The sequence below is a fragment of the Neobacillus cucumis genome (assembly GCF_002860255.1).
In the GTDB taxonomy this organism is placed as follows: Bacteria; Bacillota; Bacilli; order Bacillales; family Cytobacillaceae; genus Neobacillus; species Neobacillus cucumis_A.
In genome coordinates, this window is record NZ_PGVE01000088.1 from 45,816 (window position 1) to 71,626 (window position 25,811).

Consider the following 25,811-nt stretch of genomic DNA (forward strand, 5'->3'; position numbering starts at 1 on the left):
ATGAAAGAAATCATGTGGCTGGTGGCCAATTCATTACGTTCCATCTTTTTAAATAAGCGAAAAATCCTTGCTTACGTGCTTGTGCCTTTACTGGGTATTTTCATTGCCTTCTTGGCATACGGCAGAACAGGTCCCACCTATCTCCAGACTGGTATCGTTGATTTGGATCAGACTGCCATTTCAAAAAATACCGCCAGTTTTATCGGCAGTTTAAATAATGTAAAGACAAGTAAACTAGTAGAATCTGAGGTCAAAAATAAAATCTCTTCCGGCTCCTTGGATTGTGTGATTATCCTCGAACGAGGTTTTTCACAAGCAATCATGAACGGTGAAAAGCCGGAGGTGCAGATCGTCTCGATTAAAGGGGCACAGGTCACGAGTTATATTAAGGCCTACCTTAACAACTATATTGGTAACCTCTCCTCTTTAAGCACTGCTGCCAATGGAGATGTAACGGTTTTTAATACTCTCTATCAAAATTACCAAGAGTCGAAGTATAAAGTATCTACCCATTCTTTAAAAGATACATCTAATAACCACGATATGACCATTCAGACGATTGGCTTTCTACTGATGATCATGCTCAACTCTGCAGGCGGCCTTTCTGAATTGATTTTAAAAGAAAAAGAAAACCTCACCTATTTCCGGATTATGTCGGCACCGATCGACGGTAAACAGTATGTTCTATCTAATGTGATTGTCAATATGATCATTATGACCATTCAAGTGGTTGTCACCTTAACAGTTATGACAAAAGGCTTTGGCATTTCAGCTGGAGTCCCTTTCTGGGAAATGATTGGTGTGATGATGTTTTTCTCGCTTGTCTCTGTCGGTTTATCATTGGTTATTACTGCCTTTGCCACCAACTCGAATTCCGCAAGCGCCTTGCAAAATCTAATCATGACACCTACCTGTTTGCTAGCCGGCTGCTTCTGGCCAGTGGAAATTATGCCAAAGGCAGCACAAAAAATTGCAGATTTTCTGCCGCAAAGATGGCTGCTTGACACCATTTCGGAGCTGCAAAAAGGACATACGCTTAGCAGTTTGTCCTTGAATCTGGTAACCTTATTGGCCTTCGCTCTTGTGTTCTTCATGATTGCGATATATAAGTTTAGCAGGAATAATAATGTGAGGAGTTTTATTTAAAAACGATAGAAATGCTCGCCGTTTTGGATGGACGGCGAGTTTTCATATTATGGTACTTGAATAGTCACTAGCTGATCCACCAGATAAACACTTATATTTAAAAATCAAGTGCAGTATCCATCTCTATAATTACTGATCTTTATTGACTCTTGTCCTCACTTCCTCCATTTTGCTGTAAAAACTATCCTCTAAATCAATATCGAGATAGTTCGCGAACTTCACCAGATAGGCGATGCAATCGGATATTTCTTTTCCAATATTATCTTTATGCATTTCTTTAGCAGTTTTGAATGCCTCATTTTCACTATAACCTTCCTCTTTTACGAGTTTAATAGTTTTGTTGAAAATCGACCGAAATTCTTCCGCAACCTCACTGACTTCAGTAGTAAGAAGCATATAGTTATTTAATATGGATGATTTTGATTCCTTATAATTTTCGTTCGATATTTCCCAGTCCATCTCTTTTTGAAACGTTTTTAAAAATAATTGAATATCCCTCATAACCGCACCTCTAAGATGATTTTTTCTATTACTTAACCTTAAGCATTTCACTTAAACATCCCTATCTAATATACTACTTTTTAAGAATATAATCTTTCGGGAAGTCAAGTGGTTGTTTAATAAAATAAAAAACAGCCTTGCAAAACAAGACTGCCATCAAGACTACTTATCAACTTATTTTTTATCTTTCCCCATAAACGGAAGCCCTGAAAGATAGCCAACATATCCAGGATTTTGGGAGCTGTTCATGAGATACGTATGTCCGTCAAGGTTTTCGACCATTTGTAAACCAGTGGATTCCCCACCGCCAGGTACGGATAAAATCCTGGAGAGTTTTTTGGTATCAACATTGTAAGCCCAAGTATAGTTATTTTCATGCTTATCAGAATCCTCAGCAATAAATAAGGTTCTCATATCTTGTGAAAAAACAACATTGTCCGGATTTGCAATTTTATCAACGTTTGCAGTATTACCCTCTGCATCCGGTGTTGCAAGATCTTCCCCCATTAACTTTCCTTGCATCCTAACTGGTACATAATGACTATTGATTTTCCTGCCATCCATAGTATTTCTGTTAGGTTGGAAGGAAAGTTCATAGACTCCACCTGCACTAATCTTTGGAAGCTGAATATCATCTGCAGGGGCAGTTGGGTCAGCTAACATCGTTTTTTCCTGGTAGGAGATAGCCACGTATGCTTTATTGTCTTTTTCGTTAAAATCAAGACCTTCCATTTTATTAAATTCAACAGTTGCGCCGAGATATGCAGCATAGCGATGAGTTTCTAAGAACGCTGCGGCGGTTTCCATTCCCTGTTTCACTTTTACCCACTCTACTTTTCCGCCATTCGCTGCTGTTTTGATGGTTTTATATCCTTCCGCTTTTCCTTTTACCGCATCGTCTGTTGCGTCAAAGATATCACTGAATTTGGTGGTGTCAGCAAGCTTCTCTATCTCTTTGTCAGTTGCATGTCCTAGCTTAATCCATTCAAGATTAGCCGAACCGCCATTTTCCATGCCAGTTTGTACCCATTTTGCCGCATAAAGTGTGCCAGCGGATAAATCCTTCTCTTTGTCTGCCACATACATAAACATTCCACCAGGGTTGCTGTCGACTCCATAAATAACGGTTCGATTATCTGGCATTACCTTTACTCGCTCGAAGGCCATTCTTCCCATACTGTAATGTTTGACCACCTTTGTTCCACCTTTAGAGTCCACTGTTACTTCGGGAACGTGGCCGTAGTAGTAAGGATTTCCAGTAATAGTTGGATCATTATAATAGTTTTTCATGAAATTGGTTACGGCAGATGCAGAAGGATTTTTTTCATGTGCTCTAGCATCTGGATCAGTTTCTTCCGAGCCAAGATGTGTATTCCATGGAGTTAATAATCCAGCACACGGTTTCCAAATCCCATGAACGGCTGAAAAATCAATAGGTTTGATATCGACAACGGTCAATTCACCTGTAGCCGTATCCATCTTAACGGTGCTGAGACTCATGGTTCCTGGATTTTCTAGTCCATTTTCATTTTTAGGCATGGATTCATAGTGGCTAATCAGATAATATGTATTCTCAGGTAACCCTGGGACCTTCATCAAGCTATTCATATCAGGTGCTGTTGATACATACGGAGTTCCATCGGATTTCGTCATAACTTGTCCTTTGGCATTCATGGTCACTCCCGCGATTTTACCGTTAATCACATCGCCAGGTCTGAACAAGGTTTCATAGCTTAGAGGAACTGTCTTCTTAGTTCCGTTATTGTATGTCACTTCCACAGATGCCTTAGAATACATTAACTCCGCTTTTTCTTGCTGGGTTTTCGGTGCGTTCATACCGAAAAATTCAACGGACTTAATTTTACTGGGTTCATTGGATGAAGCCAATACTCCATGCATAGACGATAGTGTAAATGTTGCGGCAAGCACTGGTACGATTACTTTTTTCAATTTCTCTCACTCCTATTTGTGTTGGCTTTACTCTTGTAACAGTACCAGCTAAACATTAAGTTCGAGTTAATCCTTTGTTTGAGTTATGTAAATTTTTAGAATTTTTTATTTTTATGTAATTTACATCCTTACCTCATACCTATATTCTACAAGTTATTCAATATGTATTGTTTTTCAATTTTCAAAACTATTGCATTCCTTACATATCATTTGTTATTTGCCCATAATATTTTACATTTTACATATTTCAGGCATGATTTCCAAAAAAATACGAACTATTTATTAATTAATATAATTATTGTACGCGTTTATGTTTTTCGGTGTTTTAGTTATTTTTTAGGTCTTTTGCCTTTTTTTCTATTTTCATAAAACATTTCAAAAAGAAACCGCATACAATGTTGGTGAACAACAGATGACAGGAGGTGAAATGAAATGAGTCAGAATTCTTCTTCCTGGGCACTTTTTCTTGGATTTTTAACAGGGGTATTTTGGATACTATCTGTCCATTTGGGGTGGATTGGTACGGCGCTTGGAGTCATTGGTCTAGGCGGTTTAATTGTTACGGTTATTAAATTCCTAATTGTCTTAATTGGTATCCTTGCTTTTCTTATCTTTGGATACTACGTATTTAAGAAGGCATGGCATAACCGCGGCTAATCAAGCAAAGGGTTAATTAGTAATCATTCAATAACTAAATTACTAAAAACAGTTACTATTTTTTGAGGCAACGTTTATCAAAACCAAATAAAAAAAGCGGGTAACAGGAGCTTTGATTAGCCCTGTCCCGCTTTTTATTTTAGAATTAGAATTTAGAATGATAGTTCTCGATTTCCCAAGTATGAACGGCTGTACGGTAGCTATCCCATTCCGCTTTTTTCATAGCAACATACTCATTATAAACATGCTCGCCAAGTGTATTAAAAGCAATTTCCCCAGCTTCTAATTCCTTAACTGCATCTGCTAAGCTTCCAGGTAAGTTATCGATACCTAAGAATACTCTTTGTTCTTCGCTCATGTGGAAGATGTCTTCGTTAATTGGTGCTGGTGCTTCAAGACCTTTTTCAATTCCATCTAAACCTGCAGATGCAATCATTGCAAATGTTAAGTAAGGGTTAGAAGATGGATCTGGACAACGTAATTCTACACGAGTCGCAAGACCACGTTTTGCTGGAATACGAATTAACGCTGAACGGTTTGATGCAGACCAAGCGATATAACAAGGAGCTTCGTAACCAGGTACTAAACGCTTATAAGAGTTTACTAACGGGTTTGTTACCGCTGCAATGCCCTTTACGTTTTCTAATACACCCGCAATAAATTGGTATGCTTTTTCAGATAATTGCATCTCATCAGATGGATCAAAGAACGCATTTTCGCTTCCTTCGAAGAAGGACATATTAACGTGCATACCAGAACCGTTGATTCCGAATACTGGCTTTGGCATAAAGGTAGCATGCATGCCAAATTTCTTCGCTACTGTTTTTACAACCCATTTATAAGTAGTTGAAAGATCAGCTGCTGTTAATACATCTGAATATTTAAAGTTAATTTCATGTTGTCCTTCTGCTACTTCGTGGTGAGAAGCTTCAATAGTAAAGCCCATTGCTTTTAAAGCACGGTAGATTTCTAAACGAACGCGCTCGCCAAGATCATGTGGAGATGGTTCAAAGTAACCCGCTTTATCCGTTAACTCCGTAGTTGCATATCCATTGTCATCGTTTTTAAATAAGAAAAACTCTAACTCAGGACCTACTGAAATGGTATATCCTTTATCCGCTGCACGTTCTACGGTCTTTTTCAAAACATTTCTAGTATCTCCTTCAAAAGGAGTTCCGTCAGGATTTGCTGCTGAGCATAGGAAACGAGCTTCTGAATATCCTTCTTCTACTGTCCAAGGAAGTACAGCAAATGTATTTAAATCTGGTTGAAGATAAAGGTCAGATTTATTAATAGGAGAAAAACCTTTGATAGAAGATCCATCAAACATCATTTTCCCTTCGACAACATCTTCAAATTGTGCACTTGTAACAGTGACGTGTTTTAAAATCCCTTCAATATCGACAAATTGCAAGTGTAATAGTTCTACACTTTTTTCTTTGATAATTTCTTTGATTTGCTCTAAAGTTGCTTCTACAGATGAGTTTGAAATTACTGTTTCAGTCACGTCACATTACCTCTCATTTTCATGTTATATTTTGTTACATCGTTTTATATAACTAGATTATATTTTAAAAATCATAGTTTGACAATCTTTTTTTACATATTTTTTTGAATATTTATGCCATTTTAATAGAAAGCGTTTTCAATAACATTCAGGAATATTAAGGTAATTTATATATTATAGGCTGACTCGATTGAATAATTATGCGATATTATGCAAACTTATCTATCACACACACACTTGTATTGCGGATTCTGGTGTGTTTATAAAAGAGCAGTATGTTTTAGAGGGTATTAATAGTAAAATGACCTATTCAACACGATGAATAGGTCATTTTTTGTTATAAAAATAAATAGTTTCTTCCTACTTCCCGCAGCATTTTTTATATTTTTTTCCGCTTTCACAAGGACACGGATCATTCCGCCCTACTTTAACTTGTGGGACAGTTACTTGCATGCTTGCCTGATTCATTTCAAGTTCTCTTTCTAATACTGATTGTCTCCAAAACTTAAGCTCTGGGTGCTGCTCCCCTAAAATGGAATAATAGCCATAGGCCGCCTGTTCTACATCGACTAGGTTTGAGGTGTACTCCTTCTCCAGGTGATCTGAAATTTCTGTTAGAACATCTTTAGAGAGTTGATGGCAAAGTGCCTCAAAAAGTAAATCTTGATCATCTAATTCCTCAGCATCATGGTATGCCTCTCTTAAAACCTGGATGGCGAAATCCGTTTTAACATTTTCAACTACAGAACTGGCAAAAATAATCGATTCAGTTTTCCTAAGGTATGGGGCAACCTCTTTTACAACTTCATTCGATTGAAAACCAATTAACGCGAATGCAGCTTCTTCCAACAAGACATCATCATCACGGTTTAATAGACTTGCTAAAGTTGAAATATACTTTTCTAATTTTAGTAATCCAATCATATAAACGGTCAAAATTCCATTAAATGAAAACCAGTCTTCTTCTAATTCGTCTTTTATGATCAAATCGATTTCTCTTTCAGTTACCCAGCCATTCCGGACAATGCAGGCTGCAAGTTTTTTTGCTTTAGTAAATAACGGATGATTGAAAGATTTTGCATGATCAAGATCAAATAGTGTCCCTCCATATTCCTTGTATACTTCTTCCTCCGTCCCATTGACGATTAGTTCGTACAACGTCCATGTTTCCTTACTAATATACTTTTCAAGCTGCCCCCTACATTTTAGTGCAAGTTCCGGAGAAATACGGTCTATAAGATTCATTGCTAAATGCACTCTAGCTGGGTCCATCATGGGGATATTCTCCAACAAAATCTTAACTGCTTCTTCATTGAAGGTTTGATTTTCTACATAAATAAGAATGGAAGTCAGTTTCGACATATTTTGAAACGCTTCCTTTAGTAATTCAACTGTCCAATCTTCGGGTACACACGGATAATCGTGTAGGGCATGAAGAACTGTTTCTTGGATTATGGGGTCCTTACTTATTAAATGTGGTTTAATTTTTTCTAAGAATGTCATAGGATAAGTCCTTTCACTTAAAACTTATACTCATTATATTTGATAAAATTCAGTAATACTACCAAATTGGGTTAGGCAATACACCAATAGCCCAGTCCAAATGACTGAGCTAATAAACTATATCTTAAGTTTCCCAAAATCGATTATTCTTTTTAGATAATCGTATTCTTTTTGCTCAAGAATATCGATTTCATTATTTGTAGTAAGAAGAATCTGGTCCCTGCACTTTGATATTCTTTGAATCATCGGATGAATAGTCAGACTCGAAAGGTTTACAAAATCATATAAATCGTTAAGAGATACGGGCAATTTGTAGCCCTTATTACTGCTGGCAATGAGTAATCCACTATCACGCAGCTTCGAAACAATGGATGAGCGAAAGCTATGTGGAGTCAATTTCACATCTCGAATGGCATTAAGATTGTCTAATATTTCTTCTGTGTACACATATTCATCCGGATTTTCTTTCAAATTGAACAATAGAAATTTAAGAAAATCAAGTTTAAGTTTCTCTTCCTCTTCTTCACTTTTTCGATGCTTTTCGATGTATTTATAAGTTAAATTTACTGATTGTTTGATAATTATTTCATCATATTTAGAATGATGATGTTCTGTTTGGTAGTCGAATAGAAAGTTCTTGTAGTCTAGGGGCAAAAGGTTAATGGCAGCAATCTTGCTTTTAAAGATTTTAGAAAAAGAACGATATTGATTAGAAAAAGCAGTCCTTTCATATCCTGTTGCAAGAATCCTGGTAATAAGGTTTACTAACTGAAGTAAAATTTCTGAATGTGTATTATTAAACCCGAATGTAGAATAATTGAATAGATCTGGAATATTACGTGTTTTGATATACGTTTTGAATTCACGAATAAACAGTTTGGACTCTTGGACATTTGCTGCCAGATCCAGTTGTTCAAATGTTCGATTCAAGTCATCATAAATTTTTCTATTTAGGTATTTGAGAAATGGGGTTTTGTACAGAATCCCATGATCTTCTCTTATTTTTCGTTTATCAATAACATAGGCATACACACTAAATGGTAAATCCTTTATATCATTTAAAAACTGCATCGTTTTGTTTGGGTTCTGTTCAATGATGTTTGGGTCAATTTCTCCAGGTTGAAAGTACTCTTGGCTAATCTGCTTGAGCTCTCTTTCAATCCGCTCTTTGTTTGATTCTTTTATAAGAATAGAGACAATAATAAAGTTTGTTGATCCATTACCCCTTTCAAAATCAAAACGATAGTCACCAAATTCATCTATAAAAGCATATTGGATTTCCTCCAATTTCCCCACCACCTAGAAATGAAATTTTGTCTGTTATATACAAGTTCAACAAAATTTCATTGATACCTCCTATTGGCAGTTGGTATTTTACAAAAATAAGGACACTAAGTGTATAGTGTCCATTTCAAATAGGATTTCATTTTATGTCGTTACTGCCATTTCTTTCTTTTTCACCGATTACCGTATCCCCAATATTCGGGGCAGTAGTTGCATTTGTTTCATTTGGAACCCAATCAAAACTAGGTTCAGTTGTCCCTGTTGACATCAAAGGCTGGTTGACCTCACCAGTTTTAGAAGATTCTTTCGCAAATTTGGAGTTAGAGTTGTCTCGTGCCAAACTTTTTCCTCCTTTTAATTTAAAGTTTAAAACCTCCTTATTATTATTAAATTTCATCTAAACCAAATTCTAGGTAAGTTCTTCCTTCAATTCTTCAATTTGTGCAAGATGTCTTTTTTCATGTAAACCAATGAGTGGGATCCACTGTTTTAAGCTTAATTCCCCAAAGATTGGATGTGGATAGGCCCGCTGCTCTAATAATGATGGGTCAGCTGTATTAATCACTTTCGATAATGCCTCTCGTGATTGAGATAACTTTTCCTTCATTTCTTTTAACGAAATAAATTTATTCGACGGCTGCACAACAGAAGGCGCATTTACCTTTGTTGAACGGTTAACTGCTAAATGAATCGGTTTATCACTTACATTCTTTGACTCTCCATTTGCCAATTGGTTTGAAATCGCATAAGTAATGGCCCGCTCCAGCAAATATAGATGATGAAGCACCTGCATAATGGACCAACGACCCTCATGTACTTGAGTATTTAGCTGTTCATCTGTCAAACCAGTTACAGAATGTAAAACTTCTTCTCTAATCTTTTTATTCTCCTCCATTTTTTCGTTCACCCCATTTAATTTCTTATTCATTTACCATGAAATCTCTACCAGCCCTTTCGGCTACTTAAAGAGGTTATATGTGCAAGATGATGTCGGCCATGCCAAGCATAAAGGCCGATGTTTTTACCTACTGAAACTTCACCTGACTCTGGATGCATAAATGTTTTTTTTAAATCTTCAGCCTTTAGATGATATAAAAGACTAACTAACCGTTTATGTAACGAATCAATAAGAGATAATGAAACTTCTATTGGTAATTGGCTATCGGGCAGCTCTGCCCATTTTCCTTCCTCATAAGGTTTGATGGTTGGAGTTTCTTCGGTGAGGGCTAATTTAAAACGCGCATATGCATTCATATGGCTATCCGCAAGGTGATGAACTACTTGTCGAACCGTCCATCCACCAGAACGATATGGAGTATCAAGCTGTTCATTAGAGAGATTTTTTACAGCATCTCTTAAAAGTCCTGGTAATTCTTCCATCTCCTTTATCCAACCATTAGTTACTTCATTTGTCATTTCACCGTTAAAATCAAATTTTCCAATAGGATATCTTTCGTCCACAAAGTACTCCTCCCATAAAGTTTATAGGTAACTCTAAATTCACATTATTACAAAATTCTTTATTTATACCTCTAAATCCTTTTTCCCTTGATATTTAATCGAATAAATAAGCAGTTCAAAAAAAAGTAAAAGAGAACGTTTGGTAAATATTCACTAACTCTATATTTCATAGTATAATGATATAAAAGTGATATCACTTTTATATCACTTTTACCTTTTGGGAGGGGTTTTAAATGAGGGAAAAATCAATTATTAAAATGAATGGCTTTGCCGCGTTGATCATCGCTCTAGTTTGTATTGGTTTCGGTATCTACCTGATCGTTACCGGAGCTGCTATTGCTGAAAAAATAGGTGGAGTATTAGTGTTTCTCTTAGGTTTAATTATTGCCACAAGTTTAACCATTGTTCAGCCAAATGAAGCTAAAGTCTTAACGTTCTTCGGTACCTATCTTGGCGTTATTCGCGATCAGGGTCTTTGGGCTACTATCCCCTTTACGTTTAAGAGAAGTGTTTCATTACGTGTGACCAACTTTAACAGTGAGAAATTAAAAGTTAATGATTTAGAAGGTAATCCAATTGAAATTGCGGCTGTTGTTGTCTATAAAGTTAGAGATGCTGCCAAAGCATTGTATGATGTAGAAAACTATGAAAAATTTATCCAGATTCAAAGTGAAACCGGTATTCGTCATATTGCCAGTACGTATGCTTATGATTCGTTCGAGAATAACGGAAATACTTTAACACTTCGACAAAATAGCGATGAAGTTGCTGATGTACTTGTTCATGACCTGCAAAAAAGACTGGATGTTGCTGGGGTAGATGTGATTGAAGCACGAATAATGCACCTTGCCTACTCTTCCGAAATCGCATCTGCTATGCTTCAACGACAACAGGCACAAGCTGTTTTATCCGCCCGTAAAGTTATCGTTGATGGTGCAGTCGGTCTTGTCAAAGCAGCTATTGACCAGCTTACCGAACAAGCTATTGTGGATCTTGATGAAGAGAAAAAAGCGCAGATGGTCAATAACCTGATGGTCGCGATTGTTTCAGAGAAAGGTACACAACCAATCATTAATACCGGAAGTATTTATTAAGGTTGTGTAGAAAATGAGTAAAAGAAAAGCTTTTCCGCTTAGAATTGATCCAAAATTATACGAAGTACTGGAAAAATGGGCCGAAGATGAGCTGCGAAGTGTAAACGCCCAAATAGAAGTTATTTTAAAAGAGGCTGCCAAAAAAGCGGGAAGAATGAAAAAAGATTAGACATCAAGTGAACAAAAGCCTGTATCTCTTGTAAGATATGGGCTTTTTTGTGTGACTTCTTTTTGTCTCCAGCAAAAAATATTTAACATATTGTCCACCACCTTGGCAATAATAAACAAATAGTTTAAGATCAATTGCCGGAGGAAGAGACTTTGGAGCATACTTGGCTTTCTCTGTTACCTTTTATTATTGTCATTGCCATGTCCATATGGCTAAAAAACATCCTGCCGGGGCTTGTAGTTGGTTTACTGGCCGGGGCGTTTATTGTTCAGACTAATGTATTACATGGTGCCTATCAAACGGTATCTTATATCGTCACCACCCTGTCCAATGGAAACAATATTAAAATTATCGGGTTTCTGTATTTATTTGGCGGACTGGTAGGCATGATGAATATATCTGGCGGAATCAAAGGATTTTCCGAATGGATTGGAGTAAGGATTAAAACAGAGCGCGGACTGCTTGGTCTCATCTGGCTTACCCTCCCTTTCACATTTATGATGCCTATGTTTCGAATTATGATGATTGGCCCCGTCGTTAAATCCCTTATTAAAAAAATAAATGTTCCGAAGCAACGGGTTGGCATGATGATGGATATTTCAACAGAGTCAGTCATTGTGCTATTACCTGTGGCCACCGCATTTGTAGGATTTATGGTCTCCCTGGTGGAAGGAAGTATTCGAAAGTTACAATTAGATATGTCTGCCTATCATGTTTTTCTATTAAGTATCTTGTTTGATTTTTTTGCGATTGTGATGTTAGTGATTGGTATACTCTTTACCTTTTGGAATCCTTCGAAAAAAAATCAATCCCGATCATGTGATCATGAACAATTAGATGCCGAAGGGAATGAATTCCATCGGGCGGGTATACAAAAGGAATTGTCCTTGGTGAAAGCCCAGCCATGGCATTTAATTTTCCCTGTGTTCCTGCTCCTGGGGCTTTCTTTATTCCTATTGTGGAAAGACGGTACGGATAAAGGGGCAAAGACGGTATTTGATGCTTTTTCAACGGCCGATGCCACCTTTGTTATGCTTTTAGCTGTGTTTATCACGCTCGTTTTGTCTTTTGTGTTTTACATTATAAGACGACAACCGTTACATGAAATTCTGTACCATTTTTATGATGGAGGAAACCAAATGATGGAGGCCATCAGTTTACTAGTTCTCATCTGGTCTTTGACATTATCCGCAGAGGATTTAGGTTTTTCAAAGTTTATAAGCTCGACATTAGGATCCTTTCTTCCGGCTTTTTTAACCCCAGTTACTATCTTTGTTCTTGGGTCTTTAATAGGCTACTTTATTGGTTCATCATGGGGGACATGGGGATTATTTATGCCTCTAGGAATGTCCCTCGCTGCTTCTACCGGTGCGTCGATTCCACTCACGGTCGGTGCTGTGTTTGCCAGCGGAGCCTTTGGTGCTTTAACATCACCATTGGGTGATACCACCATAACGACAGCGTCTATTCTCGATATGCCACTCGTTGAGTATGCACGGTATAAGTTAAAGATTTCAATAATTGGCGCTGCGATCGCGATTGTTTTGTATGTAGTTAGCGCTTTATTTTTAATTTAAAAAACATTTAAGATTTTGCCGGTCAATGAGATCTTGGTTCATTGACCATTTTCTTTCATTTGTATAAGTTCGGAAATTAACTTAGTCTACATTAAATCTTCCCATTAAAATAGTATTATAGTATTTTCCATCTGAATGAAGTTTGTCTTTTTTTAAAACCCCTTCCACTTCAAATCCATACTTTTCATAAAGCCTTCGAGCTTTTTCATTCGTTTCAAGAACATTCAACGTTACTTTCTTTATGCTATTAGCGTCTGCCCATTGAAGCGATTCCTCTAAAAGACTTCTACCAATACCGTATCCCCAATATTCCTTTAAAACACAGACTCCAAATTCAACTTTGTGTGAGCTTCTTTTCAGCTGACTTCCCACACATCTTGAAAAACCAACTACTTTTCCATCAACCTCAGCCACTAAGAATAGATTATTCGGACTTTCAGTGTCATTCTTAATAATCTGTTTAAAGCCATGTTCATCTATGTATGCCTCGCCTTTTTCCCTATCCATATTTTCTGTTTCACCATCTATCTGCACTCTTACTTCAGATAACTGTTTCGCATCTTTTTCCATTGCGGATCGGATAAGATAACGCAAATGATTAACCAAACATTCTTTTTGCATAACAATCACTACAAAGCCCTCCCTTTTTAAAATGTGAATCAGATTATACATTTTAGCATAATATCCCAATAATTCCTTAAAAATTTTCAATAGAAAGATAGATTACTCACTTTGGAATTACATCTGCTCTAATTTCCATTAGCTCTTCTTTCACTATCCTTCAAAATAGATTATACTGTACTAACAATACATATTTACAAAAGGAGAATTCCTATGACTGAAAATAATAAAACCGAAGAATCTAAAAAAAAGGTCAGCCTGCAAGAGCTAATGAAACAGCAGCTTGCTAATAAAAAGAACCAATCCTCTTCTGGTAAGGGAGTGACAAATGGCGATCAAGCTACGCAAAAAATGAGAAGCCAGCAAACGAAAAAACCAAGCAATACCCGCAGAAAAATGGGTGTTTAATGAACGGGCGAAATCAGAAAGACGTACAGCCTGGAATGACGGTTGATATTGTCTTAAAAGCCGACCAAAGAACAGGGAAACTGACAAGAGGAATTGTGAAGGATATACTTACAAAATCCACCTCCCATCCTCACGGAATCAAAGTGAGACTTACAGATGGACAAGTCGGGCGTGTACAGGTTATTCATAGCTAAAAAAATAAAACAATGCTACTAAATAAATAAAAGAGTGGCTGTATCGCCACTCTTCTATTCACTTATTTTACAATTAAATTATTTAGCGCTAAAGTTTTTTAATTCTTTTAGAGTTCCAGGAACTTTTAGTGTTCCAGATTTAATCTTGTCTGTCCATTCATTAACAGCTTTTTCAATAGCCGCCTTGTTAGCCGCCTTATTATTTATAGGTGCTAAACCAACTCCATTTTCAGCTAAACCATAAAGTATATCCTTTCCACCAGGGAAATTACCGTCTTTCGCTTTTTTGGCCGTATCTTCCACAGCTACGTTTACACGTTTAAGCGCAGAGGTAAGAACAACATCCTGCCCCATGTCGCTTTGATCACGGTCTACCCCTATGGCCCAAATTTCACGATTAGGATCCTTTTTCTTTAAGTCAACCGCTTCTTTAAAAAGGCCATTACCAGTGCCCCCTGCGGCGTGGAAAATGACATCCGCTCCAGTAGCATACATTTTAGAAGCGATAGATTTACCCAGTTCGGCTTTATCAAAAGCACCCGCATATTGAACGTCCACTTTTACAGTTGGTTTTGCTGCTTGAACACCGGCTAAGTAACCTGCTTGGAAACGTTCGATTACTGCATTTTCCATACCACCGATGAAACCGACATGATTAGTCTTCGTTGTCATTGCAGCTGTAATCCCTGCAAGGAAACCTGCTTCTTGCTCTTTGAAAAGAATGCTTGCTACATTAGGCTCCTTAACTTCAGAATCTATAATTGCAAATTTAGTATTCTTTTGTTCTTTAGCAATTTGATCCACTGCATCCTGCATTAAGAAACCAATACCATATACTAAATCAAAACCTTGACGAGATAGTGTATTTAGATTTGTCGTATAATCTGAATCGGAAGTAGATTGGACGTACTCATATCCGCCTTTGCCCTTTTTCATATTATTCGCTTTACCAAATGCTTCTAGACCTTCCCATGAAGACTGATTGAATGATTTGTCATCTACACCACCGATGTCAGTAACCATTCCTACAGAAAACCCTTTGTTCCCACTTGTATTATCCTGTTTGTTGTCTGAAGTCTTACCACATGCAGCTAAGAGTGTCCCTGCTGCTAGGATAAGCGATAATCCCAACCCAATTTGATGCTTTTTCATGTTGTTTTTCCTCCAAAACCTTGGTTAATATAATCACAAAAAACCCCGTATTCAAGCTTCCAGAGAGAAAGCTTGAGTACGGGGAATGGACGGCATAAAACAACCGATACTCAAAATAAAAAAATGCTTTCCCTCATAGTCCAGTGTTTTACGGTCACCGGGTAGAAACTTATGGCCCCTATTGCCATGATTATATGAGGTTATTTTGTTTTCCTCAGTAATTATATAAATAGTTTAGAAATGCGTCAACAAAAATGTTATTTTAATATAACTGTAACGTTTTCTATCCTTTAGTTCAACATCAAATAAAATTAGATAATAAATATTTTTTCGAATGATATAAATTTTGAAAATACTTTTAAATCATGTTAATATATTCTTGTTTAAATTCTTCTGAGTTTAGACCTCCTAATTATTCGGCTTAACCTCGACAATTAAGCCGCTTTTACCTTTGATTTTTATAATCAAAGGTCTTTTTTTACAAAAAAAAGGAAGCTATTACTTCTGGAAAATTAACAGTCTGCTCTTCACACTATCCATCTGAATTGCTTTGATTGGCTTGTTTACCTTTAAATCCTTGATTTCCTTGATTTCCTTGATTTCCTTGGTCTCCTTGATTTCCTTGGTCTCCTTGATTTCCTTGGTCTCCTTGATTTCCTTGGTTTCCTTGGTTTCCTTGGTTTCCTTGGTCTCCTTGATTATTTTGGTCCCCTTGTTTCTTAGAAATCATGTAAAGTTTATAAACAACATAAAATCCAAACAAAAAAGGTAAGGTCATTAGAGCAGCCATAAACCATAATGAGTTAATGAAATGTTGGTAAATCCAATCATACATCCATATTACACCTTTTTCTTTTTTGATTTTATTTTACCCAAAATAATAAAAACACCCATCATCATGAGTGTTTTTTGGGAAGTTTAACATAATTTCTGCCATAATCTAGTGCTATCCAAAAAGGAATGCTGCTCAACAATTTCGTAGGCTGCATTAGTAATTGCTTGAGCTAACGTATCTCCTGTCGCGCAAATATCATTAAAGCACACCTTCGAAAGTCCTTTAATTTGATACGAATATCCTAACTCCTCTAACCGCTCTACGATAAGCATAGCATGGTCTATATTTTGCTCAGGCTGAAAGTCGGACTCGTGAATGAATTTCCCCTTTTCATAATCATACCAGCGATCCCATCTATTTAACTTCCAACCAAGGATTCTCCGAGCAATCGCATCAATTTTCACCATTTTTCATTCCCCTTTACTTTTTGTTATATAACAGATTAATTAATTACTTGTAATTATATAACACATTGTATTCTTTTTCCAGTATTTATGTGAAAATTTTAAAATTAGAAAGAGCCCAATCCTTCAGGAGTTTGTACTGATTCTTCTTAAAACATCAAAGAATAAGTATACAAAAGTGGAAATTTGCTTTTTAATGAGAGAAAATGAAATAAGCTCGCAAAAATTTTTAAAAATGAGGAAAAGAAAATGAAACTTCCAACTAAGGCAAAAGAAGTATTAGGCATGGCATTACCTGCCATTGGTGAATCTTATTTGCAAAGTTTACTAGGAGTAATCGACTCTTTCTTTATTGCAAAGTTAGGTTTATTAGCTATTAATGCTGTTGGTGTGACCAATATATACAATATGACTTATATTGGAGTATTTACAGCTATTTCAGCCACTCTTTCTATTTTTTTATCAAGAGCATTTGGGGCAAAACGAGCTGAACAAAGTAAGTCCGTTATTTTTCACGGTCTATTAATCTCCTCATTCATCGGATTACTTTTTTCTATTATTTCTGTTATTTTTGCCCAGTCATTATTAGAATGGACTGGTGCAAACGAGCAACTTAAAGAAACAGCTGTAATCTATTTTAAAGTAGTTTTAGGACTAACTCCTTTCATTGCCTTATTTACAGCTGAATCTGCATCCTTTCGAGCCATCGGTGATACCAAAACTCCTCTACGTGTCGGAATAGAGATGAATATCGTCCATGTATTTCTTGATTATCTTTTAATTTTTGGACTTGGCCCTGTGGCTGGCTTGGGATTAACTGGTGCTGCAATAGCAATGATTCTTGCGAGAATATTTGGATTTATTCGTTTATTTCTCCTATCCCAACGCATCCCTGCCATTGCTTTAACAAGAAGTGATTTTAAAATCATCGGTAAATTGGCACGCCGCATGATAAATTTTGCGGTTCCTGCTACGATTGAAAGGTTATCAATGAGACTAGGACAGGTCATCTATTTTGGACTCATTGTCCGGATGGGAACAGAGGTCTATGCTGCGCATAACATCGCGGGTACAATTACAACATTTTCTTCTACTATAGGTGGAGGATTTGCAGTAGCAGCGAGTACTCTAATTGGCCAAGCGATCGGTAGAAATAATTGGTCAGAAGTGCAAGCATATCGAAAATGGAGCTACCTTCAAGCCGCTTTATCTATGACCGTTTTAACAGCCATTTTGGCATGTACTAGCCCGTGGACAGGTAGATTTTTTACTCACAATCAAAATGTGATTCATTTAGTGATGATTGTCTTGTTTATAGATACTATTTCTCAACCTTTCCTAGCTTCTGTTACGGTAGATACTTCTGTTGTACAGGCTGGAGGTAACAGTAAATACCCAATGATTGTGACTATTATTGGTATTTGGTTTATCCGTACTCTGGGGGTTTATGTATTTGCCTGGAAGTTAGGATTTGGTTTACCAGCCGTTTGGGGTTCCATTGCTGTTGATAATGCTTTACGGGCAGGGCTTTTTTTGTGGTATCGTAGAAATAAAAATATAATTAAACAACTGGTTTAAGAAGGCTTTCGTTCAATGAACTGAAGCCTTTTATTTTACTTTGATTTTTAAAATAAGGTTAATAACGATAAAACAAATGCATTTTTTATGTTTTTGTTTCATACATAAGAAGATGGTGATACCAAAGTTATTTAAGGAGGACTACGATGATTCAACAAACAGTGAAAATCAATAATAAAGCGGGTTTTTACGCTCAGCCTGTCAATCAATTAGTTCAAGCTGCTTCCCAATTTAATTCGGATATTTTTCTAACACATAACGGTCGGACAGTCAACGTTAAATCAGTGCTTGGCGTTTTATCGTTAGCTATTCCAAAGCAGGCAGAAATTACTTTAGAGGTTTCAGGAGAAGACGAAAATGAAGCCATAAAGGAATTGATTGATACTTTAAAGCAATTTGAAAAATAGGGAAAATGCAAGAAAAAGGCAGGCTCCTTATTTAGCCTGCCTCTTTTTAGTTCATTATTCCAATCAAGTATGTTCCCTGCAGTTATATTGTAACTAAATTATGTAAAACTCATATTATAATACAAGACTCTTTGAAAAGAGGTGTAAACATTGACACATACTATTACAACTGGCCCTCACCCTGGACAAACTGGGGGTTGTATGGCACAGTATAACCACTATACTCTTAGCCATACCCCTTCTCACCATTCTTCCAGCCATAATCCAGATCATAATCCAAATCATAATCCAAATCATATAAATCCATTCATGTCGCATCCATTTTCAGGACAAGCTTCATATGGTCATCCCTCCTGGAGACCTCCTGCTTCTACATTTCCTTATTATTACTAATTTTTAAACTGCTGAATGAGTTTTTACAAACTCATTCAGCTATATTTTTTTAAGACAACTAACTAAAGAAAAGCCTTGAGAATTCCTAGGTTTTCCTTGGAAAACGATAGACATTATTTTTCAACATCAATATGCTGAAAACCACCACTTTGGGTTTGATACACTTCATACCATGTATAAGTTGGTGACTTGAACCACTCGAACTGGGGCAAATAAACCATATATCTGACATAACCATCGGCATCAATGAGTGTTTTAAAAACTTTTACCTTTCGAAATCCAAAGGTTTGATCCAAATAACCTTCTATTCCATCTCTGACCATATTCTTTTTTTCTTCCAATTCTTGTTTATAAAGATCCATCAGCCCGCCAATAAATATACTTACCAGGATTAAAGTAATTATAATTAAACCGAAAACCAATAACTTTAACAATATACCAGCCTCCTAAACCATGCATTCTTTTTTAATTACCAGGGGTTATTGATAAATGAAAAAAATCAGTCACACCTCATTTCTTTTGTCGGATATATTTCGATTGTACATTCGTGAGGTAAAATATGGTGTGATGCAAATAACAAATAGTTTTATCTTTTTGAACATTTAGTGAAATAATAAAAAACCTTCCATTTAAAAGAAAATGGAAGGTTTTTTGGATGAAAATAAGTAAGATTAGAAGTGTAATACTAACTGATTTAATAAATATATTTTGCATCAATAGGTAATTGTCTAACTTGTTCAAGGTATTCAGTCATGTTCTTATCCTCCATAATTGGATAGGTGAATAATAACTTCTCTGCGACTTCTTTAGCGATAATTCGAAATAGATCACAAGCGGCAAATATAGACGTCCAAAAATGATCATAGTTATGATCAGAATATGTTTCTTTGTACATTTCCCAATAAGTTTCTGGAAGGTACGTTTTAAAATACTTGCCCATTTTTCCCGTCGATACTTGAAAATTATAGTTTGAGCCAACCCACCAAGAAACCATTTCGTCCAACCTAGCCCTAATAATATTTTCAAACATTTGTTTTGCATAGGGCAGTTCGTCTCGCCATATTCCTTTTGCAACGTTTTGCAGACACCACCAAAAATCATTACAGCAGCTCAAGTAAAGTGATTCAGTTGGCCTCTTTACCCAATAATCTATATTTGTAGGTTCAGGTATGTTTGGTAGTATATTGTCTTTATCTAACAAAGGAATGGTAAGTGTATCCTTAGTATACTTTTCTAACATAATTTCTTTTGTTTCGATATGAAGATCGATTCGATTTCCATCTGTAAAAAGCATTAAATATCCGTAAGATTTAACAGAATCCTCCTCCAAACGAATAAACTTATCATTTTTATCAGGTTCTTGAATGATAAGTAAATCTCCAAACAATTTAATCCATTGCTCATTTTTTATGAATGATGCTGTTTCCTTTACTACATAAACGATATCATAGTCTTGAAATATATCCTTTGGGGCATTAAGATTGGTTCTTGAGCCGTTCATATAGACAGCTCGTATCCTCTCATCTTCTTGAGCAATTTTTACTATCAAACCATACATTTCTTCTTCCGTTCTCACTGTTATTCACCTCGAAAAAGTTGATTTATACTATTTTATTTTTAAACTGCCTGATTATTTAATCTAGCACGCTCTTCTTTAATTCTTGCTGTATCTATACGTGTAAATAATGGTTCCACATTTGACAACATTATAGGTTTAACTAAAAAGGACTTCCAGTTTGTTTCCGTTGTATTTAACATTTTTTTAATCTTTTCACTCGAAAAAGGAAGGAAAGGAGTCAATATATGTGCGAGATTACCAATTAGATAGACACAATTTGCCAGCGTATGTTTGCAAGACTCTGTATCTTCGTGTATTTGCTTCCAAGGCTGCTGTTCATCAAAATACTTATTTGCGTACCTAACCAACTCAAAAACTTTTTCTAATCCTTGTTTGAAAGAAGAACTCTCAATGCAGAGGCCTACTTCATCAAATAAACGATTCACTTTCTCTTGTATAACTGAACTTATGTCTTTTTCAGGTATAAACCCATTATATGACTTCTGAATAAACTTCAATGTACGGTTAACAAAGTTTCCATAGGCCCCCAATAATTCACTGTTATGACTATAAATGAATTCCTTCCAAGAAAAATCAGCATCTCGTCTTTCTGGAGCGTTGATGGTTAAAAAGTAGCGGATGGAATCAGGGTCATATCTTTCCAAAATATCCGGAACCCAAACAGCCCAATTTTTACTCGTAGATAATTTTTTCTTTTCCAGAGTTAGATATTCGTTCGAAACAATATGCGTTGGTAAGGGTTCTTTTCCCAACCCAGCCAGGATTCCCGCCCATATGATGGAATGAAAAGGGATATTATCTTTTCCGTGGACATAATATGATTTGGCATTAGACTCCCAAAAAGTTGAGTCACTTTTCTTCGCTTTTTTCTCCCATAACTTGCTGGCTGTATAATAACCTGAAACAGCTTCAATCCAAACGTAGATTTTCTTATCTTCATAGCCAGCTACTGGGACACTAACGCCAATAGGCAGATCTCTTGAGACTGCTCGGTCTTGTAAACCTTCCTTTAAATATCTTTCCGTCAATGAAATGGCATTTTCACGCCATAGATTTTTATTTTTAGCTTCTTGCGTATACTTTTCCAATGTAGTCTGAAAAGAACTTAATGAGAAGTAAAAATGCTCTGTGTTTCTTGTCGTTGGTGGATTTCCGCAAATTTTACATGTTCTGTCCAATAATTCAAGTGGTTCTAAGACACTTGAACAAACATCACATTGATCTCCACGTGCATTTGCACCGCAATTCGGACAAATCCCTTCAACATATCGATCCGGTAAAAATTGCCGATCGTATTCACAATACGTTTGCTCTTTTTCTTTTTTGTAAATAAGACCCTTTTCAAGTAAGTCTAAAAATATTTCTTGAACGATTTTATGATGATGTATGGTATCTGTCCTTGTATAGGTATCGTATGAAAATCCTAATCTAGAAAAACATTCTTCAAATTCTTGGTGATAACGATCAGCAATTTTTTTTGGAGTTAGGCCTTCTTGTTTGGCCCTGATGGTAATCGGCGTTCCATTACAATCGCTTCCGGATACATATAAAACCTTCTCTCCCTTCAAACGGTAATATCTTGCCAAAATATCACCAGGTAACAAACTAGAAATATGACCAAGGTGTAATGAGCCGTTAGCATATGCCCAGGCACCACCAATAAAAATACTCATAACGAATCCCTCCATAGTTTTAAAATAAAAACAAAAAAACCTCGTCCTTAACTGTCATAGTTAAGGACGAGGTTTGAATGACCACGTGATACCACCTTATTTCACAAATGGCTCACACCATTTGCCTCAGCAAGTACGGAGTTATAAAAACTACTCTTATACTGTGACATTGATAACGAGTGCCAAAACTCGTCGTATCCTACTAATACAAATTGTATGTTCAGTACGAAGCTCAGAGACCATTGTTCAAATGACTGTTTTTGCTTCTTTTCAGCTGCCGAAGCTCTCTGCGGAAAAACATAATCATTTTACTTTTTCTCTTCATTGCCTTTATTTGTTAATAAATATTAGTTTAGTTCATGTTTGAAGTCAAGCAAATGTTTAAATATTTTTTATATTTTATCGATTGTGCTCCAACCTTCAACTTTCATACCTTCTTATTCAACAGACAAGCAGGAAAATAATAATATGTGAAAAAGGTTGGTGATTTACTTTGTTAGCAGCATTAATGGTTATTGTAATTGGAATCCTATTTATTTTGTTAGGATGGTACTTTTGGAACCATGCCCTAACTGAAGATACTGCCCCTTATTGTTGGATCATTGCCATAATATTTATCTCATTAGGTTTCGTAAGTTTATTTAATCATAAAATTTTGGAAATTCTTTTTCACTACCTTCCTTTTAAATGACATTAGACATCAACGTAAAAGTCTAATACTTTTTCCCAATCCCCTATTAGAAACCTCCAGCAAAAAGAGCCGGTTGACAGCTTGAAAATCTCAATAAAAATAGATTAGCTGAATCAACCGGCTGTTATTTTCTTATTCAATTCGTAAAAACAAGATTAGATTTCTATTTCGTTCTTGGGTCGATGGAAGCATGAGAACCGTCCCCATGTTTCTTTAATCATGTTTATTTTTGCCTTTTCCTTTGCCTTTTCCATTGTCTTTTTGTTTTTTCCATTCTTCTGGCTTATCTTTTTTTTCTTTGCCAGGATTAGTAATAGGCGCTGTTTTTTGTTCGATTTTTTTAGGTTTAGGAGGGATTTCTGCTAAATCGTTCCCTTTTATATAGAGTTCATTATTTACTCTGTATACGCTATCCGGCTGCTGAAAATTAGTTGAATTTGTACCAAATGATTGCATCATTCTCTTAAACATAAGCTGTGCAATTTTTGTCGTATTTCCGGCCATATAGTTACCTGGACCGTTTTGCGCGTAACCTGTCCAGACTGCCATGGTGTATTGCGGCGTGAATCCAGCAAACCAGCTATCATTGGTCGCAGTGCTTGGGTATCCAAATTTTGCTCTTGTTTTTGAATCAAAATTGGTTGTCCCTGTTTTTCCAGCAACATCCAATCCTGGGACATTTGCCGTAGTACCTGTTCCATCATTTACAACTGTACGTAACATATCCGTAACCATATAAGCTGTGTAATCCTGCATGACTCGTTTAGACTTCTCTGCAAATTTAATTGTTGTCCCATCTGGAAAAACAACTTTTTGGACAAAATGGGGTTTATTATATATTCCTTCATTTCCAAATGCACTATAGGCACCTGCCATCTCTAATGGACTAACTGTATTGCTTCCGATTGAATAGGATTCATATACTTGGTTATTTTTAAATGAAATTCCAAGCTGTTCAGCAAAGTTCTTTGCCCTATCAAGGCCAACCTCTCGCAACGTGAGAAGCGCAGGAATGTTGTATGAATTTTTCAAAGCCGAGCGAATGGTCAAAATCCCGTGATATTGATGATCCCAGTTTGAAATGGGCTGACCATTTGAATAGGTTGTCTCCTGGTCATCGATTATATGGGCTGTAGACCATTTTAATTTTTCGATTGCCGGACCATAATCAAAAATCGGTTTAAATGAGGAGCCTGGTTGACGATTGATATCGACAGCAAAGTTGTTTCCTAAAAATTGAGCCTTATAATCGTTACGCCCGCTTCCAATTGCTCTGACCTCTCCCGTCTTTGTATCTAAAAAGACAAAAGCCCCCTGGAAATCCGAATCCGGATAAGCAATGACTTCATTGGTGTTCATCATTTTGTCTGCATAATCCTGGGCTTTTGGATCCAAAGTAGTATAAATAGATAATCCATCCTTGCTGATATCTACATCCTTCAGTTTTCCTTTTACCTCTTTCACAACTGCGTCCAAAAATGCTTCGTAAGGCATACTTTGTTGAGTATTTTTTTGGACAAGACCCTCTGTGACTGGAACTTTCGATGCTTCCTTCATTTGTTCTTCAGTTATATATCCATCTCTAAGCATGGAGCTTAAGACAATATTACGACGCTTGGTGGCTGCTTCTTTGTTTTCCGGCTTGGTCGGATCATAATTATTCGGACTCTGCGGCAATCCGGCTAACATCGCTGCCTGTGCTAGAGTTAAATTTTTTAAATCATTCGCCTCAATCCCATAGTAATTCTTCGCAGCAGCGGCTACTCCATATGAACGGTTGCCAAGGTATATCTTATTTAAATACATCATTAGAATATCTTGTTTCGAATATTTTTGTTCCAACTGATATGCCAGATCCCATTCTTGGATTTTCCGCTTTAAGGTTTTCTCTGGAGTCAAAAATGAGTTTTTAATGACTTGCTGAGTAATGGTACTGCCGCCCTGTGATCCAAAATCTCCGGTTAAGTTTACAAAAATAGCCTTGGCAGTCCTTTTTATATCAATCCCATGGTGCTCATAAAAGTGAGAATCCTCAGTGGCAACAAATGCGTGTTCCAGCACTTTTGGAATTTGACTGTAGGCAATTTTTGTTCGCTTTTCTTTCCCGTATTCATAAAGAAACTTTCCGTTTTTATCATAGAATTTTGTCGAAAGCGGATCTACTAGCTTTGAAGAATCCAACTTTGGCACATCTTTAATCATTGAAGCGAATGTTATGGCTCCAGCTCCAGTTGAAACGAGTCCAAGCACAAGACAGATAATCATCACTTTTTTCAACAAGGAGTTTTTTTTCGGTTTACGATTCTCTCTTTGCTGATTTTCTCTTTGTTGATTTTGTCTTGCTTTTTCAGCTTGTTTTCGTTCTTCACGAGATTGATAGTTTCCTTCTGACATTCTTTTTCCTCCTGTATTATGATTACTCAAAGTTGATTTTAATGAGGCATTTATCAATAGCTTTTCATTAACCGTTTATTACAAATTATCCATAGGCTATATATAAATGTTCGTAACAAAATTTAAATTTATGAGGGGCACATGGATAAAAAATTTCTATCCTATGAAGAAACGAAAAAATCGGCCATAGGACCGACTCTTAATACACCTTGTTTTTTACTATTTAATCCATTCTAATAATTCTATACGATTTCCAAAAGGATCTATAATATAGAAACGATTTGCCCCCGGAAGATTATTATCCTCTATAACTTCAATCCCATTTAGTTTAAGATGTCTTTTTAATGCTTCTATATTATCTATTTCGAATGCAGGATGAGCCTTCTTAGCTGGGTAGAAAGGTTCTTCTATTCCAATATGAATTTGAATGTTTCCAAATTGAAACCATACTCCACCACGCTTTTTTAATTCTTCAGGTTTTTCAATTTCATCAAACCCTAAAATTTCTTTAAAAAATTGTCTTGCCTTATGTTCGCTTCCCTTAGGAGCTGCTAATTGTATATGGTCGATTGCTTTAAAAATAAATGACATTTTTATCCGTCCCTTCGTTTATTTTCTATACAGACATCATAC

The 25,811-nt window shown here is 36.3% G+C and carries 27 protein-coding genes, 1 riboswitch and 1 other annotated feature; of the genes, 10 read left to right on the forward strand and 17 right to left on the reverse strand.

Annotation, left to right across the window (positions count from 1 at the left end; all coding sequences use genetic code 11):
- Complete coding sequence (locus tag CVD27_RS23080) at nucleotides 1–1,146, forward strand: ABC transporter permease (protein ID WP_101650826.1); 1,146 nt, start codon at nucleotides 1–3, stop codon at nucleotides 1,144–1,146.
- Nucleotides 1,147–1,275: 129 nt separating this feature from the next.
- Here the strand turns inward: CVD27_RS23080 and CVD27_RS23085 are convergent, their stop codons facing one another.
- On the reverse strand, nucleotides 1,276–1,647 hold the full coding sequence (locus CVD27_RS23085; RefSeq protein ID WP_101650828.1) for a MazG nucleotide pyrophosphohydrolase domain-containing protein: 372 nt from the start codon (nucleotides 1,645–1,647) through the stop codon (nucleotides 1,276–1,278).
- Between the two features lie 174 nt (nucleotides 1,648–1,821).
- Entirely contained in the window at nucleotides 1,822–3,597 is a 1,776-nt protein-coding gene (locus CVD27_RS23090) for a PhoX family protein (protein WP_257984468.1), read from the reverse strand.
- 432 nt (nucleotides 3,598–4,029) lie between these two features.
- Between CVD27_RS23090 and CVD27_RS23095 the strand changes: the two genes are divergently transcribed.
- Nucleotides 4,030–4,254: an ABC transporter gene (locus CVD27_RS23095; RefSeq protein WP_101650830.1), complete on the forward strand. Its 225-nt coding sequence runs from the start codon at nucleotides 4,030–4,032 to the stop codon at nucleotides 4,252–4,254.
- A gap of 145 nt (nucleotides 4,255–4,399) precedes the next feature.
- Here the strand turns inward: CVD27_RS23095 and glnA are convergent, their stop codons facing one another.
- The 6 genes from glnA to CVD27_RS23125 all read right to left on the reverse strand — a co-directional run bounded on the left by glnA (nucleotide 4,400) and on the right by CVD27_RS23125 (nucleotide 10,009).
- Nucleotides 4,400–5,746, reverse strand: a complete 1,347-nt coding sequence (glnA, locus tag CVD27_RS23100; protein WP_374703098.1) for a type I glutamate--ammonia ligase — start codon at nucleotides 5,744–5,746, stop codon at nucleotides 4,400–4,402.
- Between the two features lie 375 nt (nucleotides 5,747–6,121).
- The gene (locus tag CVD27_RS23105) at nucleotides 6,122–7,264 is read right to left on the reverse strand and encodes a YecA family protein (protein WP_101650834.1); all 1,143 of its coding nucleotides are present in this window, start codon (nucleotides 7,262–7,264) and stop codon (nucleotides 6,122–6,124) included.
- 117 nt (nucleotides 7,265–7,381) lie between these two features.
- Entirely contained in the window at nucleotides 7,382–8,551 is a 1,170-nt protein-coding gene (locus CVD27_RS23110; RefSeq protein ID WP_180960414.1) for a DUF3800 domain-containing protein, read from the reverse strand.
- Nucleotides 8,552–8,687: 136 nt separating this feature from the next.
- The gene (locus tag CVD27_RS23115; protein WP_142384129.1) at nucleotides 8,688–8,888 is read right to left on the reverse strand and encodes a hypothetical protein; all 201 of its coding nucleotides are present in this window, start codon (nucleotides 8,886–8,888) and stop codon (nucleotides 8,688–8,690) included.
- Nucleotides 8,889–8,957: 69 nt separating this feature from the next.
- Nucleotides 8,958–9,476, reverse strand: a complete 519-nt coding sequence (locus CVD27_RS23120) for a DinB family protein (RefSeq protein ID WP_219621329.1) — start codon at nucleotides 9,474–9,476, stop codon at nucleotides 8,958–8,960.
- 14 nt (nucleotides 9,477–9,490) lie between these two features.
- The gene (locus tag CVD27_RS23125) at nucleotides 9,491–10,009 is read right to left on the reverse strand and encodes a YfiT family bacillithiol transferase (protein ID WP_101650840.1); all 519 of its coding nucleotides are present in this window, start codon (nucleotides 10,007–10,009) and stop codon (nucleotides 9,491–9,493) included.
- 233 nt (nucleotides 10,010–10,242) lie between these two features.
- Here CVD27_RS23125 and CVD27_RS23130 point away from each other — a divergent pair, with 233 nt between their 5' ends.
- The 3 genes from CVD27_RS23130 (at nucleotide 10,243) to CVD27_RS23140 (ending at nucleotide 12,849) form a co-directional block, all read left to right on the forward strand.
- On the forward strand, nucleotides 10,243–11,103 hold the full coding sequence (locus tag CVD27_RS23130) for an SPFH domain-containing protein (RefSeq protein WP_101650842.1): 861 nt from the start codon (nucleotides 10,243–10,245) through the stop codon (nucleotides 11,101–11,103).
- A 13-nt stretch (nucleotides 11,104–11,116) separates the two neighbouring features.
- Complete coding sequence (locus CVD27_RS23135) at nucleotides 11,117–11,272, forward strand: Arc family DNA-binding protein (protein WP_101650843.1); 156 nt, start codon at nucleotides 11,117–11,119, stop codon at nucleotides 11,270–11,272.
- A gap of 152 nt (nucleotides 11,273–11,424) precedes the next feature.
- A complete protein-coding gene (locus CVD27_RS23140; RefSeq protein WP_101650844.1) occupies nucleotides 11,425–12,849 on the forward strand; it encodes a Na+/H+ antiporter NhaC family protein in 1,425 nt (474 codons plus the stop codon).
- Nucleotides 12,850–12,930: 81 nt separating this feature from the next.
- On the opposite strand, the gene CVD27_RS23145 is transcribed toward CVD27_RS23140, so the two are convergent.
- Nucleotides 12,931–13,470 carry a GNAT family N-acetyltransferase gene (locus CVD27_RS23145; protein ID WP_374703099.1) on the reverse strand — a complete coding sequence of 180 codons (540 nt, stop codon included), beginning with the start codon at nucleotides 13,468–13,470 and terminating at the stop codon, nucleotides 12,931–12,933.
- 213 nt (nucleotides 13,471–13,683) lie between these two features.
- On the opposite strand from CVD27_RS23145, the gene CVD27_RS23150 reads away from it, so the two are divergent.
- Nucleotides 13,684–13,878, forward strand: coding sequence for a hypothetical protein (locus CVD27_RS23150; protein WP_101650846.1), 195 nt, complete (start codon nucleotides 13,684–13,686; stop codon nucleotides 13,876–13,878).
- Nucleotides 13,878–14,072: a YwbE family protein gene (locus CVD27_RS23155; protein ID WP_101650847.1), complete on the forward strand. Its 195-nt coding sequence runs from the start codon at nucleotides 13,878–13,880 to the stop codon at nucleotides 14,070–14,072. Before CVD27_RS23150 ends, CVD27_RS23155 begins: the two co-directional genes overlap by 1 nt.
- A gap of 78 nt (nucleotides 14,073–14,150) precedes the next feature.
- Here CVD27_RS23155 and CVD27_RS23160 read toward each other — a convergent pair whose 3' ends face one another.
- The 3 genes from CVD27_RS23160 to CVD27_RS23170 form a co-directional block, all read right to left on the reverse strand.
- Entirely contained in the window at nucleotides 14,151–15,224 is a 1,074-nt protein-coding gene (locus CVD27_RS23160) for a BMP family lipoprotein (RefSeq protein ID WP_101650850.1), read from the reverse strand.
- Between the two features lie 116 nt (nucleotides 15,225–15,340).
- Nucleotides 15,341–15,442: riboswitch (purine riboswitch) on the reverse strand.
- Nucleotides 15,443–15,756: 314 nt separating this feature from the next.
- Nucleotides 15,757–16,059: a hypothetical protein gene (locus CVD27_RS28365; RefSeq protein ID WP_101650853.1), complete on the reverse strand. Its 303-nt coding sequence runs from the start codon at nucleotides 16,057–16,059 to the stop codon at nucleotides 15,757–15,759.
- 83 nt (nucleotides 16,060–16,142) lie between these two features.
- Nucleotides 16,143–16,466 carry a BC1872 family protein gene (locus CVD27_RS23170; protein WP_101650855.1) on the reverse strand — a complete coding sequence of 108 codons (324 nt, stop codon included), beginning with the start codon at nucleotides 16,464–16,466 and terminating at the stop codon, nucleotides 16,143–16,145.
- Between the two features lie 246 nt (nucleotides 16,467–16,712).
- Here CVD27_RS23170 and CVD27_RS23175 point away from each other — a divergent pair, with 246 nt between their 5' ends.
- From CVD27_RS23175 to CVD27_RS27810, 3 genes are all read left to right on the forward strand, one after another.
- Nucleotides 16,713–18,041 (forward strand): MATE family efflux transporter, encoded by a 1,329-nt coding sequence (locus CVD27_RS23175; protein ID WP_101650857.1) that lies wholly within the window; start codon nucleotides 16,713–16,715, stop codon nucleotides 18,039–18,041.
- Nucleotides 18,042–18,187: 146 nt separating this feature from the next.
- Entirely contained in the window at nucleotides 18,188–18,448 is a 261-nt protein-coding gene (locus CVD27_RS23180; protein ID WP_101650858.1) for an HPr family phosphocarrier protein, read from the forward strand.
- A 150-nt stretch (nucleotides 18,449–18,598) separates the two neighbouring features.
- Nucleotides 18,599–18,841: a hypothetical protein gene (locus CVD27_RS27810; RefSeq protein WP_142384131.1), complete on the forward strand. Its 243-nt coding sequence runs from the start codon at nucleotides 18,599–18,601 to the stop codon at nucleotides 18,839–18,841.
- A 113-nt stretch (nucleotides 18,842–18,954) separates the two neighbouring features.
- Here CVD27_RS27810 and CVD27_RS23185 read toward each other — a convergent pair whose 3' ends face one another.
- The 5 genes from CVD27_RS23185 to CVD27_RS23210 form a co-directional block, all read right to left on the reverse strand.
- Nucleotides 18,955–19,275 carry a hypothetical protein gene (locus CVD27_RS23185; protein ID WP_101650859.1) on the reverse strand — a complete coding sequence of 107 codons (321 nt, stop codon included), beginning with the start codon at nucleotides 19,273–19,275 and terminating at the stop codon, nucleotides 18,955–18,957.
- A 260-nt stretch (nucleotides 19,276–19,535) separates the two neighbouring features.
- Nucleotides 19,536–20,417, reverse strand: coding sequence for an aminoglycoside 6-adenylyltransferase (locus CVD27_RS23190; RefSeq protein WP_101650862.1), 882 nt, complete (start codon nucleotides 20,415–20,417; stop codon nucleotides 19,536–19,538).
- Nucleotides 20,418–20,458: 41 nt separating this feature from the next.
- The gene (metG, locus tag CVD27_RS23195; protein ID WP_101650864.1) at nucleotides 20,459–22,093 is read right to left on the reverse strand and encodes a methionine--tRNA ligase; all 1,635 of its coding nucleotides are present in this window, start codon (nucleotides 22,091–22,093) and stop codon (nucleotides 20,459–20,461) included.
- 59 nt (nucleotides 22,094–22,152) lie between these two features.
- Nucleotides 22,153–22,427 (reverse strand) — a binding site (T-box leader).
- A 570-nt stretch (nucleotides 22,428–22,997) separates the two neighbouring features.
- Entirely contained in the window at nucleotides 22,998–25,178 is a 2,181-nt protein-coding gene (locus CVD27_RS23205) for a transglycosylase domain-containing protein (RefSeq protein ID WP_101650868.1), read from the reverse strand.
- 219 nt (nucleotides 25,179–25,397) lie between these two features.
- On the reverse strand, nucleotides 25,398–25,769 hold the full coding sequence (locus tag CVD27_RS23210; protein WP_101650870.1) for a VOC family protein: 372 nt from the start codon (nucleotides 25,767–25,769) through the stop codon (nucleotides 25,398–25,400).
- Nucleotides 25,770–25,811: the final 42 nt, after the last annotated feature.